Genomic DNA, 14,834 nt, shown 5'->3' with positions numbered 1-14,834 from the left:
CCTGGGCTCCACGTAGACTTGTCGGGTCCCCGAACGATCCGAAGAGGTCCCCATGCGCGTGCTCGCAGCCCTGTCCGGCGGAGTCGACTCCGCCGTCGCGGCCGCGCGCGCCGTCGACGCGGGTCACGACGTCACCGCGGTCCACATGGCCCTCAGCCGCAATCGCGACCTCTACCGTTCTGGGAGCCGCGGCTGCTGCTCGATCGAGGACGCGAACGACGCGCGCCGCGCCGCTGACATCCTCGGCATCCCGTACTACGTGTGGGACCTGAGCGACGAGTTCCACGACACCGTCGTCGCCGACTTCCTGTCCGAGTACGAGGCGGGCCGCACCCCGAACCCGTGCGTGCGCTGCAACGAGCACATCAAGTTCGACACGCTTCTGGAGCGCGCGTCGGCGCTCGGCTTCGACGCGGTCGCGACCGGCCACTACGCGCGGATCGACCTGCGCGAGGACGGCGTGCGCGAGCTCCATCGCGCGGCCGACGCGGCCAAGGACCAGTCCTACGTGCTCGCGGTGATGGGCCCCGATCGGCTCGCCCGCTCGATGTTCCCGCTGGGCGCGGTTGCCTCGAAGTCCGAGGTGCGCGCCGAGGCCGCCGCGCGTGGGCTCGGAGTCTCCAACAAGCCGGACTCGTACGACATCTGCTTCGTCGCCGACGGCGACACGAAGGGCTTCCTCGAGCGCGAGCTGGGCGAGCGTCCCGGAGCGATCGTCGACCAGGACGGCGAGGTCGTCGGCGCGCACACGGGTGCGTACGCGTATACGGTCGGCCAGCGCAAGGGCCTCGGGCTCGGCAACCCGGCAGTCGACGGAAAGCCGCGCTACGTGACCGGCGTCGACACGGCCCGCAACGTCGTCACGGTCGGTCCGGAGACGCTGCTGTCGGTCTCGACGCTCGTGGGGGAGAAGGCCGTGTGGCTCGCGCCGGACGTTCCCGCCGACGCGCCGACGCGCTGTGAGGCGCAGGTGCGCGCGCACGGCGTCCCGCTGCCCGGCGTCGTCACCCGCGAGGGTGACCGCATCGTCGTCCACCTCGACGAGCCGACCCGCGGCATCGCGGCCGGTCAGAGCCTCGTCGTCTACGCGGGCACGCGGGTCCTGGGACAGGCGACGCTCGTCCGCTGACGCGCCACGTCCCCCCGGACGATGCAAGCGAGGCTCGGGTTCCCCGTCGCCACGGTCGACCGGAACCTCTGCGCGGATCGTTCTCAAGACTTACAGTGGATGTGTCAACAGGGGGAGGCGGCGCGAGGCGCGCCGTGACTGGGGGCGCTCATGGTCGAGACGATGCGGGCGTACGCCGAGGCGGATTCCGCCGCGCCCGCGATCGAGCTGTTCGAGGACGTCCGCATCGTGCGGGACGGCGAGCTGCTCGCGGTCCAGGGAGAGGGACGCCGGGCCCTCCTGGCGCTGCTCGCGATCCACGCCGGCCGCATCGTCCCGGTGGAGCGCATCCTCGACGCGCTGTGGGAGGACGAGCCGCCGGCGTCCGCCTCCAAGATCGTGCAGACCTACATCTCGCAGCTGCGGAGGCTCCTCGAGCCCGGTGAGGGCGATGAGTGGCAGACGCTGCTGACGCGTGCCTCGGGCTACGTGCTCGCGCTCGAGCACGAGGCGACCGACGTGGGTGCCTTCGAGGCCGCGGTCGCTGCCGCGATGCACGGCGAGCCGGGTGCGACGTTCGCGGACGCGCTCGTGCGCTGGCGCGGCGAGCCCTATGCCGGGATTGCGCAGACCTTCGCGCGGGCCGAGGCCGCGAGGCTCGACACGCTCCACCGCGAGGCTCGCAAGGGCTGGTGCGCCGAGCGCATCGCGGAAGGATCGCCACAGGAGACGCTCGCCGAGCTCGAGTCGCTCGCGCGCGACGAGCCGCACGACGAGCGCGTCGCCGCGCTCCGCATGGAGGCGCTCTGGCGCGCAGGCAGGCGCTCGACCGCGTTGCAGGAGTTCGAGACGCTCCGCGAGAGCCTCGCGGAGGAGCTCGGCCTGGATCCGGGACCCGACTTGGCGGCGCTGCATCTGAGGATGCTCCGCGAGGAGCTTCCTCAGTCCCCCACGCCGGACGTGCCTGCGCGGCCGAGTCCCGCGACGCGACTGCCGAGGGAGCGCACGGCGCTGATCGGTCGAGAGGCGCACGTCGAGGGACTGACGGAGCTCGTGGAGAGCGAGCCGCTCGTCACCATCGTGGGACCCGGCGGCGCGGGCAAGACCCGGGTCGCGCTGCGGATCGCGCACGCGCTCGCGCGCGACGGTGCGGTGTGGTGGGTGCCGCTCGCGGGCATGTCCGACCCGGCCGCGCTGCCCATCCACGTGGGCCGAGCGATCGGGATGCCCCAGCAGTACGAGAGCGATCCGGGCGATGCGCTCGCGGCCTGGTTCCGCGACAGGCCCGGGCTCCTCGTGCTCGACAACTGCGAGCACCTCAGCGAGCCCGTGGCCGCCTTCGCGGAGGAGCTGCTGGCGAGATGTCCGGAGCTGCGGGTGCTCGCGACGAGCCGCGTGCCCCTGCATGTGTACGGCGAGCACAAGTGGCGGATCCCCGCGCTGGACCTGCCCGAGGAGGAGACAGCGGAGTCGCTCGTCGCCAGCGCCTCGGGCCGCCTGCTGCTCGAACGCGCGGGGCGCGCGGGCGGGGCGCTCGTCCCGGATGCGGCCGAGGCCGCGCACCTGGTGCGGGTCTGCCGCAGACTCGACGGGATGCCTCTCGCGCTCGAGCTCGCGGCGGCGCGCCTGGGCGGGATGTCGGCGGCCGACCTCGACGAGGGTCTCGATGCTCGCTTCCGGCTGCTCACCGATGGCGACCTCGGAGGCCCGTCCCAGCATCGGACCCTGCGCGCGACGACCGAGTGGAGCTATCAGCTGCTGAGCACGCAGCAGCGCGCGCTGCTCGACAGGATGTCCGTCTTCGTGGGACCGATCGGGCTGGCCGCCGCGACCTCGGTCTGCTCCGGCGACGGACTAGACGAGGACGATGTGCCCGCCGTGCTGGCCGACCTGGTCGACCGGTCGGTGGTCGAGAGGGAGCGGGACCGCTACACGCTGCTCGAGACCGTGAGGGAGTTCGGGCGCGAGAACCTGCGCGACGCGCTCACCGCGTGGGAGACGCGCCACGGCGAATGGGTCGCCGCGCTCGTGGAGAGGGTCGGGCAGGGGGTCCAGGGCGCGACGGCGGAGTGGACCAGCGAGCTCGAGTCGCACCTGCTCGATGCCCGCGCGGCATTCGACCGGGCGCTCGCGCGCGGAGACGTGCGGCTTGCCATGAGGCTCGCGGGCCGGGGCAACTGGGCCCTGCTGTCGATCGGCCGTCTGCTGCTGCTCCGCTCGTGGGTGACGCGCTCCCTCGAGGCCGCGGACGGCGTCGAGGTGCCCGCGGGGCTGCGCGGCGAGGTCGAGCTGCTCGCCGGCGCTGTCGCGGGCTTCAGCGGAGACCTCGACGGCGCCGACCGCGGGCTCGCGCGAGCGCGGGCGCATTTCGAGGAGACCGGCGAGGTGGCGGAGACGCTCTGGGTCGACTACTGGAGCGCGGCGATGGAGGCGGAGCGAGGCCGCTACGCGCACGCGGTCGAGAAGGGGCGGCGTGCCGCGGACGAGGCCGCGGGGCGCGGGCTCGGGGCGATCGAGGCGAACCTCCGCGCCGGGGTCGCCGAGGTTGCCCTCGTCGCCTCCTTCGCGCTCGAGGACGACGCAGCGATGAGCCGCGTCGTCGACGAGGAGACCGTGCGAGGCCTCGCGCTGTGCGAGGGACAGCGGTTCGACGAGGCGCAGCTGCGCCTTGAGACGAACGCGGCGCTCTCTCGCGCGCTCGTGGCGCCCGATCGGGAGCATCTGGACGAGTGCCTTGCGCTCGTCGAACGCTGGCGAGCCTTCGGCAGGGGGCTGCGCCTCGCGGTGCTGCTGCCCGCCGTCGCATCGATCTCGCTGCGGTGCGGGCGTCCCGACACCTCGGCGACCTTGACCGTCGAGGTCCTCGAGGTGCTCGGATTCCTTGGATGGGAGGCACCGCTGCCCCCGGCGCTGCGCGTCGCCGCGGTGCTCGGTCACGCGGACGCGCCCGAGGACTGCGCCCGGCTGCTCGGAGCCGCGGGCTCCCGCTGGTCGACCTACCGGTGGCGGGTGCCGTGCGATGCCGCGGAGGCGGAGTCTGCGCTGAGGGTGACCCTCGGCGACGCCCGTTGCGACGAGCTCATGGTGGAGGGAGCGCGCCAGCCTCTCGTGAGTGCGGTCGAGGCCGCGACCCGCGTCGCGCGGGCCGCGGCCGGGGCCGACTGCTGAAGGGTAGAAGGGGTCAGCAGACGGCGACGCCCGCGATGGGTGACAGGTCGTCGCAGATCGGCGCGACGTCGTCAGGACTCGCGGCGAACGCGAAGCCGAGCCCGGCCGCGACGGCGAGCGCGGCGCCGGTGGCGATGATCGGTGTCGCGATGGCGCCGACATCGACCCGGAACTGCGGGTAGCCCTGCGGGCTCTGGCTGAAGTTGACGATGCTCATGATCTTTCCCCTTGTGATTCCCCTGGACACGTGCCGATGCACGTGATTTGAGAATCGGAGGCTCCGGTATACGGCTGGTATGCGCGCGGTGCACGGGAGCTGGAGGCGTCGGTGCGTGGGCGCAGGCTGTCGCGCGGACAGTGCGTGCGCATGCGGCGTCGGCTCGGCGCTGGTCCTACGGCGCGAGCGACTCGTCCTGGACGTACATGACCTCGCCCCACTCGTCAGGCTCGCAGGCGTCGGGAAGGTCCACACCGTCGTGCGGCTCGCCCCACCCGCCGCCGGCCGCGACGGCATCGCCCATCGCGTACTCCACGCCCGCATACGTCAGGGTCTCGAGCTCCGCATCCCAGGCCGTGAGCTCGCGGGGCAGCACGGGGACCGTGGTCAGGTCCGCCGCGTCGCCGGTCCCGACGACGTAGAGGCAGCCGTCGCGGAGCTCGAGCACGCCCGTCAGGAGCGCGGTCTCGCGCGGGCCTCCCGCGTCCCAGTCGTAGCGCGCGACGGGGCTGTCGGCGGCGTCGAGATCGCCGTGGTCGATCGGTGCCGCGCACCCGGCGAGCGCGATCGCGCACGCCAGCACGAGCATCGTCCCTGTCCCTTGCGCGAGGTTCGCCATAGGCAGAGCCTTCCACGCCGGAGCGACGTGCGAAAGGGTCGGGTGCGGCGCCGTCCCCACCGGCACCGGCTGGAGGACGACGACGCGGGATGAGCTGTCGCTTCTGGAAACGTGAGAGCGCTCTCGCAAGCACGTGAACGCGCTCTCACGAGAAAACCGGTTGCGCGTGCAGTTTTGGTAACGATTGTGTTTCGACACAGGCCTGCAAACGCTTGCAACGTTTGCCCGGCACTGGGCGTGGGCGTAGGTTCAAGGCGATTCGTGAGAGCGCTCCCACAGAGGGGTGCACCACTCTCGGGAATCGTCTTTGCACCTACTTCACAAGGGAGTGAAAGTGAGCCTCACACCACGCACCAGGAAGGCGGGGATCGCTGCGGGTGCAGCCGTCTTCGCCCTGACCCTCGCCGCCTGCTCCGGCGGTGGCGACTCCGACCCGTCGTCCTCGGACTCGGCATCAGATGACGCGATGAGCGACGAGCCCATCACGCTGACGATCTCGACGTTCAACGACTTCGGCTACACGCAGGAGCTTCTCGACGAGTACACCGAGCTGCACCCGAACGTGACGATCGAGGCGAACGTCGCCGCGACCTCCAACGACGCGCGCACCAACTACTTCGCCAAGCTGGGCGCCGGCGGCCTCGCCGACGTCGAGGCGATCGAGGTGGACTGGATGCCCGAGGTCATGGAGTACGCGGACCTGCTGGCGGACCTCACCTCCGCGGACGTCGACGGCCGCTGGCTCGACTGGAAGACCGAGGCCGCCACCGACTCCGAGGGTCGCCTGGTCGCCTACGGCACCGACATCGGCCCCGAGGCCGTCTGCTACAACGCCACTCTCTTCGAGGAGGCCGGCCTCCCGACCGACCCGGCCGAGGTCGCCGCGCTGCTCGAGGGTGACTGGGACACCTACTTCTCTGTCGGCCAGGACTACGTGGACGCCACCGGCGGTGCGTGGTTCGACTCGGCGGGCGCCATCTACCAGGGCGTGATCAACCAGGTCGCGGCCGCGTACGAGGACCCCGACACCGGTGAGCTCATCGCTGCCGACAACGCCGAGGTCGCCGACGCCTTCACGATGGTGACCGACGCCTCTGCAGGCCTCTCGGCCCACCTCTCGCAGTGGTCGGACGACTGGTACGCGGCCCTCGCCAACGAGGACTTCGCGACGATGCTGTGCCCGGGCTGGATGCTCGGCGTCATCCAGGGTGCCGCTCCTGACAGCACCGGCTGGAACGTCGCGGACGTCTTCCCCGGCGGCGGCGGCAACTGGGGCGGTTCCTACCTGACCGTCCCGGCCGACGGCGAGAACGTGGACGCAGCGATCGAGTTCGCAGCCTGGCTCACGGCCCCCGAGCAGCAGCTCAAGGCCCTCGCCAACGCGGGCACCTTCCCCAGCCAGAACTCGGCGCTTGAGGACGAGACCGCGCTGAACGACGCGTTCGCTTCGGGTGACTCGCCCACGAAGGCGGAGTTCTTCAACACCGACTCGCTCGGCACGATCTTCTCCAACCGTGCCAACGCGATCACCGTGTCGCCCTTCAAGGGTTCGTCGTACTTCGACGTGAACGACATCATCCAGAACGCGCTGACCCGTACCGAGGACGGATCTCAGGACCCCACGACGTCCTGGGACCAGGCCCTCAGCGAGATCGCCGCGCTCGGCTAATCACGCCGCGAGGACGGGCCGCCTCCTCCTTCTCTGAAGGGGAGGGGGCGGCCCGTGCCGCTGCAGTCACCCCGAAGGACCCTTCATGACCTCCACCCTTCAGCGCCCCGACCATCCCACCGACGAGCAGCGTCGGGACGGCGGCCACGCGCAGCTGACCTGGCGTCAGCGACTCGGCCGCTGGGACGTCAAGTACTCGCCGTACCTGTACATCGCGCCGTTCTTCCTCGTCTTCGCCGTCACGGGACTCTTCCCGATCCTCTACACCGCGTTCATCTCGATGATGGACTGGGACCAGGTGCGCAACTCCGGTGAGTTCATCGGCTTGGACCACTTCGTGTGGGTCCTCCAGGACCGCGAGTTCTGGATCGCGCTGCGCAACACCTTCTCGATCTTCCTGCTGTCGTCGGTTCCTCAGATCATCGTCGCGACGTTCATCGCGGCCATGCTCGACCAGAACCTGCGCGCGAAGACGTTCTGGCGCATGGGAGTCCTGCTGCCGTACGTGGTCGCCCCGGTGGCGGTCGCACTCATCTTCTCCAACATGTTCGGTGACAAGTACGGGCTCGTGAACTCGATCCTCAACGACATCGGGCTCGACTCGATCCTGTGGCACACGGACGTGATCCCCAGCCATATCGCGATCGCGACCATGGTGAACTTCCGCTGGACCGGCTACAACGCGCTGATCCTGCTCGCCGCGATGCAGGCCATCCCGCGTGACCTCTACGAGGCGGCCGCGATCGACGGAGCGGGCGGCATGCGCCGCTTCGCGTCGATCACGATCCCGCAGATCCGACCCACCATGGTCTTCGTCATCATCACGTCCACGATCGGCGGGCTCCAGATCTTCGACGAGCCTCGCATGTACGACACGTACGGCCTGGGCGGAGCCAACAAGCAATGGCTCACGATCACGATGTACCTCTACAACACCGGTTGGGTGAAGTTCGACTTCGGCCGTGCGGCCGCCGTCGCGTGGATCCTCTTCCTCATCATCGTGTCGATCAGCCTCGTCAACTTCTTCCTCACGCAGCGGCTCATCGCCAGCGACAACGTCGCCAAGAAGGCCAAGCCCGCCAAGCAGAACTCCGCCTCGAAGGGAGGCAAGTGATGGCACGCCGCAAGGTCTCTACGTCCATCTCCTCCGGGCGCCCGTCCTGGTTCGTCTACGGCGGACTGGCGATCGTCCTCGCCACCGCGATCTTCCCGTTCTACTGGTCGTTCCTTATCGGCTCGGGTGACCAGTCGACCATCTACGACCAGAACATGTCCTGGTGGCCGGGCGGGAACTTCCTCGCCAACGCTGCGGAGGTCATCTCCAACCCCGCGGTCAACTTCTGGAAGGCGCTGTCGAACTCGATCATCGTGTCCACCACGACCGCGGTCAGCACGGTCGTGCTGTCCACCCTCGCGGGCTTCGCGTTCGCGAAGCTGCGCTTCAAGGGCTCGGGCCCCCTGCTGGTCGCCGTGATCGCGACCATGGCGGTCCCGGTGCAGCTCGGCGTGGTGCCGCTGTACATCCTCATGCAGAAGTTCGGCTGGACCGGGTCGCTCGGCGCGGTCATCATCCCGGCGCTGGTCACCGCTTTCGGTGTGTTCTGGATGACGCAGTACCTGTCCCAGTCGCTGCCGACCGAGCTCATCGAGGCGGCCCGCGTGGATGGTTGCTCCATGATCAGGACGTTCTGGCACGTCGGTCTCCCGGCTGCGCGCCCCGCCGCGGCGATGCTCGCGCTGTTCACGTTCGTCACCACCTGGAACAACTTCTTCTGGCCCTTCATCGTGCTCGACCCGCAGAATCCGACGCTGCCCGTGGCGCTGTCGCTGCTCCAGGCGAACTACTTCGTGGACTACTCGCTCGTGCTGGCGGGTGTGCTGCTCGCGACGCTGCCGCTCCTCCTGCTCTTCATCTTCACCGGCAAGCAGCTGGTGTCGGGCATCATGCAGGGCGCCGTCAAGGGCTAGTCCGGTGACGACCGACGTTTCCTGCTGGGGCAGGCATGGGCTCTATAGCATCATGGGCCCATGCCTGACCCTGACGGCGAGATGGAGATGAGCGTGCTGCGCCACACGGCGCCTACGCTCGAGATGGTGGCTGCCCGTGCCGGCGTCTCGCGTGCGACAGTCTCGCGCGTGGTCAACGGCTCCGACAAGGTCAATCCGTCCTCGGTCGAGGCGGTGCGGGCGGCGATCGCCGAGCTCGGCTACGTGCCGAACCGCGCGGCACGCTCGCTCGCGAGCGCGCAGAGCCACGCGATCGCGCTCGTCGTTCCCGAGGACATCACCAGGTTCTTCGGCGATGTGTTCTTCGCCTCGATCGTCGCGGGGATCGACCGCAGGCTCGAGGAGTCGGACTACGTGCTGAACCTCATGGTGGCCAGCTCCGATCCCGGAGCGAAGAACTCGCGCTACCTCATGGGCGGTGCGGTCGACGGCGCGGTCGTGGTCTCGCATCACACCTCGAACCACTTCCTCGAGCGCATCGGGGACGCGATCCCCCTCGTGTTCGGGGGTCGGCCGGGGCTCGAGGCGATCGACACGTGGGTGGTCGACGTCGACAACGAGGAGGGCGGCGCGGTCGCGGGCCGTCGCCTGGTCGCGCGAGGCTGCACCCGGATCGCCGCCATCACGGGTCCCGAGGACATGCAGTCCGCGAACGAGCGCACGCATGGCTGGAGGCGCGTCGTCGCGGAGGCGGGGCTCGAGCCTGGTCCCGCGATCAGCGGAGACTTCACCGCGGTGGGGGGTGCTCGGGCCGCGCGCGAGCTCCTCGCCAGGTACCCCGAGGTCGACGGGGTGTTCATCGCCTCGGACCTCATGGCGTCGGCGGCGATGCCCGTGCTCATCGAGGCGGGCCGTCGCATCCCCGAGGACGTGGCGGTCGTCGGCTACGACGACAGCCCCGCGGCGGATATGTGCCCGGTTCCCCTGACGACCGTCAAGCAGCCCTCGGAGGCGATGGGGTGGGAGACCGCGGACATCCTCATCGACGTGCTCGCGGGCAACGAGCGGCCGTGGTCGACGATCCTGCCGATCGAGCTCATCGAGCGCGACTCCGCCTGACCTCCCTGGTGTCCCGCGCCGTCCCGCGGCCGGAGTAGTGTCGCCCTCGTCCCCCATGAGTGACGAGGAGAAGCGCGTGACGCTGCTGGTGAGAGCGGTCCGCCTGCTGGACGGGCCCGAGCGTGAGGTCGATATCGCGATCGAGGGCGATCGCATCGTGCGCATCGTCCCCACGGGCCAGGCAGAGGTCGACCGCGACGCCCAGGTCGTCGACCTTGAGGGCCGCTGGGCGACGCCCGGCTACGTGGATCATCACGCGCACTTCACCATGTGGGCCAAGCACCTCGCACGTACCGACGTGTCCGCAGCCCGCGAGCCCGAGGACGTCGCCGAGACGATCAGGGTCGCGCTCGCGAGCGAACACGTGACCGACACTTCCGCCTTCGTCGCACGAGGCTTCCAGGACGCGCTGTGGTCGCACTCGCCGACGGGGGAGATGCTCGATGCAGCAGCCGCCGCCGCGGGCCAGGACGGACGCGCGATCGTCGTCGTCTCCCACGACCTGCACACGGTCTGGATCAACGACGCCGCCGCCTCGCGCTTCGGGGCTCCCTCCTCAGGCATCGTGCGCGAGGGCGCCGCCTTCGCGGTCGAGCAGGCCGTCGACAAGGAGGCCGCCGAGGGGGAGGACGAGCTGATCGCCGCGGCGATCGCTGCCGCCGCCGCGCGCGGCGTCACCTCGATCACGGACCTCGAGATGGCCGATAACCCGAGCGTGTGGGCGGGCCGCTTCCGACGCGGGCTGAACGCGGTGCGCGTCACCGCGAACGTGTACCCCGAGCACCTCCCGCTGTCGATCGCGCGCGGCGAGCGCACGGGGTCCGTCGTGCCCGACACCGACGGGCTCGTCACCGTGGGCGCCCTCAAGCTGTTCGCCGACGGCGCGCTGAACTCCGGGACCGCCCTGTGCGTGGACGCCTACGCCGACGGCGGCCATGGCCACGCCGTCTACGGGGAGGGCGAGCTCGAGCGGGTGATGCGCGACGCCGACGCCGCAGGCTTCCGGATCGCGCTGCATGCGATCGGCGACCTGGCGGTGCAGCGGGCGCTCGACGCGTTCGAGGCATCGGGCGCGAAGGGGACCATCGAGCACGCGCAGATGGTCACCACCGAGGATCTCGGGCGCTTCGCCGCGCTCGGCATCGGGGCGTCGGTCCAGCCCGAGCATGCGCTCGACGACCGCGACGTGACGGACCGCCTGTGGGTCGGCCGGACGGAGCGCGCGTTCCCCTACCGCGCGCTTCACGACGCGGGCGCGGTACTCACGTTCAGCTCCGACGCGCCCGTGGCGCCGCTCGACCCGTGGTTCGCGATCTCCGCTGCGGTGCACCGCACGCGCGACGCGCGCGAGCCGTGGGAGCCCGGCAACGCGCTCGACCCGCTGACCGCGCTCAGGGCGTCCTGGTCAGCGTCGCGGCTCGAGGTCGGCGGAGCCGCGGACCTCGCGGTGCTCGAGGCGGACCCGCTCGCCGCGGACATGCCGACCCTGCGGGGGATGTACGTCGCGCTTACCGTGAGCGCGGGACGGGTGACCCACCGCACCTGGTAACTAGCCTGCCGTAGGTCGCCTGGTCAGGGGCTCTCGAGGCCGCGCGAGATCAGCTCCCATGCGTGCTCGACGCGCGACTCCCGCTGGTCGGGCGGCACCGTGTAGGCGAGCGCGGCGAGCATAGAGATCGCCAGGAGGAGATCCTCGATGGTGACCTCCGATCGAAGGTGTCCGGCCTTGTGGGCGCTGTCGCGCGACTGCTCGAGCAGCACCCTCATGCGGCCCTCGAGCGCGCCGAGGCGGGGGTCGTCGGGAGTGCTCGTCGCGAAGCTCATCAGGGGGGCGATTCCCTGGACGCGGTGAGAGATCTCGTGGCCGAGCCTCCGCAAGGGCAGGGGGCCGTGCTCCTGCGCGAGCGACTCGAGCTGCGTCATGTTCTCGTCGAACACCGCGAATACGAGCGAGGCGCGGTCGGGGAAGTGGCGGTACAGCACTCCCTGGCCGACGCCCGCCCGGCGCGCGATCTCGACGAGCGGCACCTCGACACCGCGTTCGTCGAACAGCGCGCGGGCCGCGTCGATCAGCGAGCGGCGGTTCGCCGCCGCGGCGCGCGGGCCGGGGTTGGCGCGAGAGGTGGCCATGCGGCTAGGCTAGCAACCGGACAACGGTGTCCGGTTGCGGAGGGAACGCATACATGCCCGAGTGGGACAAGGAAGTCGATCTGCTGGTCGCGGGAAGCGGCGCCGCGGCGCTCGCGGCCGCGGTCACGGGATCACACGAGGGGCTCAAGGTCCTCGTCGTCGAGAGCACCGACATGTGGGGCGGGACCACCGCCATCTCGGGAGGCGGGCTGTGGATGCCCGGGCACCCCGGGATGGAGGCGCTCGGCAAGCAGGACTCCGAGGAGGCGGTCCTGCGCTACATGGAGGAGACGATCGGCGACGTCGGCCCCGCATCGTCCCTGGAACGCCGCAAGGCGTTCATCCGAGGTGTGCCCCGCGTGTACCGACTTCTCGAATCGCTCGGGCTGGAGTGGGCGCCCTCGAAGGACTACCCCGACTACTACCCGGACAAGCCCGGCGGCATGGCCGGCGGCCGATCGATCGAGGCGCAGCCCTTCGACGCGAAGCGCCTAGGAGACGACGCGGCTACGTGGCGCACTGCCGACATGCTTCCGCCGATCCCGATCAAGACCGACGACGTGTGGCTCATCTCGAGGGCGTGGTCCACGTCCGACGGCTTCATCCGCGGCGCGAAGTTCTTCTTCCGCACCATGGGCGGTCTCGTCACGGGCAAGAAGCTGTACGGGCTCGGCGGTGGGTACACCGGCGCCCTCATGCGGATCGTCAAGGATCAGGGCACCGAGGTGATGCTCTCGAGCCCCGTGACCGCGCTGATCAAGGAGCGCGACGCCGTGGTCGGCGCCGAGGTGACCACCCCGTCGGGCATGCTCCGCGTGAAGGCGAGCAAGGGCGTCGTCCTGGGAACCGGCGGCTTCGCCCGCAACAAGGAGTGGCGCCTCGAGAACCACGGCATCGAGGGCTACACCTCCGCGCCCGAGGGCGACGTCGGCAGCGGCATCCAGGTCGGCATCGACGCGGGCGGCGACGTGGCGCTCATGGACGATGCGTGGTGGGGGGCCTCGGTCCCCGACCCCGAGGGAAAGGACGCACAGTTCCTCGTGGCTGAGCGGTCGATGCCGTTCACGATCTTCGTGGACCAGGAGGGACGACGCTTCACCAACGAGTCGGCCAGCTACATCGACGTCGGGCACGACATCCTCGAGCACCACAGGACCGTGCCGACCATCCCGTGCTGGATGATCATCGACCGCCGCCACCGGCATCGCTACCTCTTCAACGCGTTCCTCACCGGCACCAAGAAGTACAAGGAGGCCGGCATCCTCGTCGAGGCGGACACCCTCGAGGAGCTCGCGTCCGAGCTCGGGATGGATCCGAAGGTGCTCACCTCGACCGTCGAGCGCTTCAACGGTTTCGCCCGCGCAGGCGTGGACGAGGACTTCGAGCGCGGGCGCACGGCCTACGACAACTACTACGGGGACCCGACGGTCCACCCCAATCCCAACCTGGGCACCCTTGAGAAGGGTCCGTTCCAGGCTGTGCAGGTCGTCCCCGGCGACCTGGGCACCAAGGGCGGGCTGCTCACCGACGAGCACGCCCGCGTCATCTCCACCAAGGGCGCGCCGATCCCCGGCCTGTACGCGTCCGGCAACGCCACCGCATCGGTCATGGGCCGCACCTACCCGGGTGCCGGCTCCACGATCGGCCCGGCGACGGTGTTCGGTTACCTCGCGGCCATGCACGCGGCATCACGCCCCTGACCAACCGAAAGGACGAGTCCCCATGTCCACCACGCACACCCACCTCACAGGCGACACCAAGATCGCCGACTGGTTCAAGGACCCCTACGGCGGCCCCGTGATCCGGCAGATGCTCGCGGAGTCAGGTCAGAGCGAGAAGGCGATGGCGCCGGTCAAGCGCTTCTCCATGAACAAGCTCATCAAGATCTCCGGTGGGCGTTTCACTCAGGAGACGCTCGACATGCTGATCGAGAGGGCCGAGGCCGCAGCCGCCGAGGGTGGCTCGCCCGAGCAGGCAGTCGAGGGGAGCGAGCCCGTCACCCCCGACGATGTATCGACGCTCACCGACGGCGCGGACGAGCTGCCCGAATGGAAGGAGAGGATCACCGAGGGACGGTTCACGGGACAGACCGTGGTCGTCACCGGCGCGGGATCCGGCATCGGCCGCGCGACCGCGTCCCGCGTCGCCCGCGAGGGCGGACGGGTGATCGCACTCGACATCTCCGCCGAGCGTCTCGAGAGCCTCGCCAAGGAGCTCGACGGCAGCGACGTCACCGTCGTCACGGCCGACGTCACGAAGGACGAGGACATCGCCCGCGTGCTCGAGGCGGCCGGCGGCAAGGTCGACGCGCTCGCGAACGTCGCGGGGATCATGGACAACATGACGCCGCTGCACGAGGTTTCGGACCAGGTGTGGGAGCGGGTGTTCTCGGTCAATGTCACCGGTCTCATGAAGCTCACGCGCGCCGTGCTCCCCCTCATGCTCGAGGTGGGCAAGGGGTCGGTCGTCAACATTGCCTCCGAGGCGGGGCTCCGCGGTTCTGCGGCCGGCGTCGCCTACACGGCCTCCAAGCATGCGGTCGTCGGCCTCACCAAGAGCTCCGCGTTCATGTACGGCCCGAGCGGCATCCGCGTCAACGCCGTCGCTCCCGGCGGGGTCATCACGAACATCGAGGCGCGCTTCGACTCGGAGCTCGGTCAGGACAGGGTGATGGGCGCGCTCGTCGTCGCGCCTCCGCCCACCACCGCCGATCAGCTCGCGGCATCCATCACGTTCCTGCTCTCTGACGACGGGGTGAACCTCAACGGCGTGATCCTGCCCTCCGACGGGGGCTGGTCGGCAGTCTGACGAGGGGGTGCGAGGCGGGGGTTCCGGGTGCTGCCCGGGACCCCCGCTG

12 protein-coding genes are annotated in these 14,834 nt (G+C 70.1%); 9 read left to right on the top strand and 3 right to left on the bottom strand.

Annotation, left to right across the window (positions count from 1 at the left end; genetic code table 11):
* Nucleotides 1–52: 52 nt before the first annotated feature.
* Nucleotides 53–1,129, top strand: a complete 1,077-nt coding sequence (gene mnmA, locus B7K23_RS15155) for a tRNA 2-thiouridine(34) synthase MnmA (protein WP_084127506.1) — start codon at nt 53–55, stop codon at nt 1,127–1,129.
* 150 nt (nt 1,130–1,279) lie between these two features.
* Complete coding sequence (locus tag B7K23_RS15150; RefSeq protein WP_084127505.1) at nt 1,280–4,276, top strand: BTAD domain-containing putative transcriptional regulator; 2,997 nt, start codon at nt 1,280–1,282, stop codon at nt 4,274–4,276.
* A 13-nt stretch (nt 4,277–4,289) separates the two neighbouring features.
* On the opposite strand, the gene B7K23_RS15145 is transcribed toward B7K23_RS15150, so the two are convergent.
* Nucleotides 4,290–4,493: a hypothetical protein gene (locus B7K23_RS15145; protein ID WP_084127504.1), complete on the bottom strand. Its 204-nt coding sequence runs from the start codon at nt 4,491–4,493 to the stop codon at nt 4,290–4,292.
* Nucleotides 4,494–4,668: 175 nt separating this feature from the next.
* Entirely contained in the window at nt 4,669–5,112 is a 444-nt protein-coding gene (locus B7K23_RS15140; RefSeq protein ID WP_084127503.1) for a hypothetical protein, read from the bottom strand.
* Nucleotides 5,113–5,446: 334 nt separating this feature from the next.
* Between B7K23_RS15140 and B7K23_RS15135 the strand changes: the two genes are divergently transcribed.
* The 5 genes from B7K23_RS15135 to B7K23_RS15115 all read left to right on the top strand — a co-directional run bounded on the left by B7K23_RS15135 (nt 5,447) and on the right by B7K23_RS15115 (nt 11,396).
* Nucleotides 5,447–6,781 (top strand): ABC transporter substrate-binding protein, encoded by a 1,335-nt coding sequence (locus B7K23_RS15135; RefSeq protein WP_084127502.1) that lies wholly within the window; start codon nt 5,447–5,449, stop codon nt 6,779–6,781.
* A gap of 85 nt (nt 6,782–6,866) precedes the next feature.
* Nucleotides 6,867–7,895 carry a carbohydrate ABC transporter permease gene (locus tag B7K23_RS15130; protein WP_084127501.1) on the top strand — a complete coding sequence of 343 codons (1,029 nt, stop codon included), beginning with the start codon at nt 6,867–6,869 and terminating at the stop codon, nt 7,893–7,895.
* Complete coding sequence (locus tag B7K23_RS15125; RefSeq protein WP_084127500.1) at nt 7,895–8,749, top strand: carbohydrate ABC transporter permease; 855 nt, start codon at nt 7,895–7,897, stop codon at nt 8,747–8,749. The genes B7K23_RS15130 and B7K23_RS15125 overlap by 1 nt, the downstream gene beginning before the upstream one ends.
* 60 nt (nt 8,750–8,809) lie before the next feature.
* Nucleotides 8,810–9,847 (top strand): LacI family DNA-binding transcriptional regulator, encoded by a 1,038-nt coding sequence (locus tag B7K23_RS15120; RefSeq protein WP_234996567.1) that lies wholly within the window; start codon nt 8,810–8,812, stop codon nt 9,845–9,847.
* 55 nt (nt 9,848–9,902) lie between these two features.
* A complete protein-coding gene (locus B7K23_RS15115; RefSeq protein ID WP_234996566.1) occupies nt 9,903–11,396 on the top strand; it encodes an amidohydrolase in 1,494 nt (497 codons plus the stop codon).
* Nucleotides 11,397–11,419: 23 nt separating this feature from the next.
* On the opposite strand, the gene B7K23_RS15585 is transcribed toward B7K23_RS15115, so the two are convergent.
* Complete coding sequence (locus B7K23_RS15585) at nt 11,420–11,977, bottom strand: TetR/AcrR family transcriptional regulator (RefSeq protein ID WP_143338331.1); 558 nt, start codon at nt 11,975–11,977, stop codon at nt 11,420–11,422.
* Between the two features lie 53 nt (nt 11,978–12,030).
* Between B7K23_RS15585 and B7K23_RS15105 the strand changes: the two genes are divergently transcribed.
* Both B7K23_RS15105 and B7K23_RS15100 read left to right on the top strand, forming a co-directional pair.
* Nucleotides 12,031–13,677, top strand: coding sequence for an FAD-binding protein (locus tag B7K23_RS15105; RefSeq protein WP_084127498.1), 1,647 nt, complete (start codon nt 12,031–12,033; stop codon nt 13,675–13,677).
* A gap of 22 nt (nt 13,678–13,699) precedes the next feature.
* A complete protein-coding gene (locus B7K23_RS15100) occupies nt 13,700–14,785 on the top strand; it encodes an SDR family NAD(P)-dependent oxidoreductase (protein WP_084127497.1) in 1,086 nt (361 codons plus the stop codon).
* Nucleotides 14,786–14,834 lie beyond the last annotated feature (49 nt).

This window comes from Demequina sp. NBRC 110054, assembly GCF_002090115.1.
In the GTDB taxonomy this organism is placed as follows: domain Bacteria; phylum Actinomycetota; class Actinomycetes; order Actinomycetales; family Demequinaceae; genus Demequina.
Note: the sequence above shows the minus strand (reverse complement) of the source record. Positions and strands in the feature narration are given on the sequence as shown.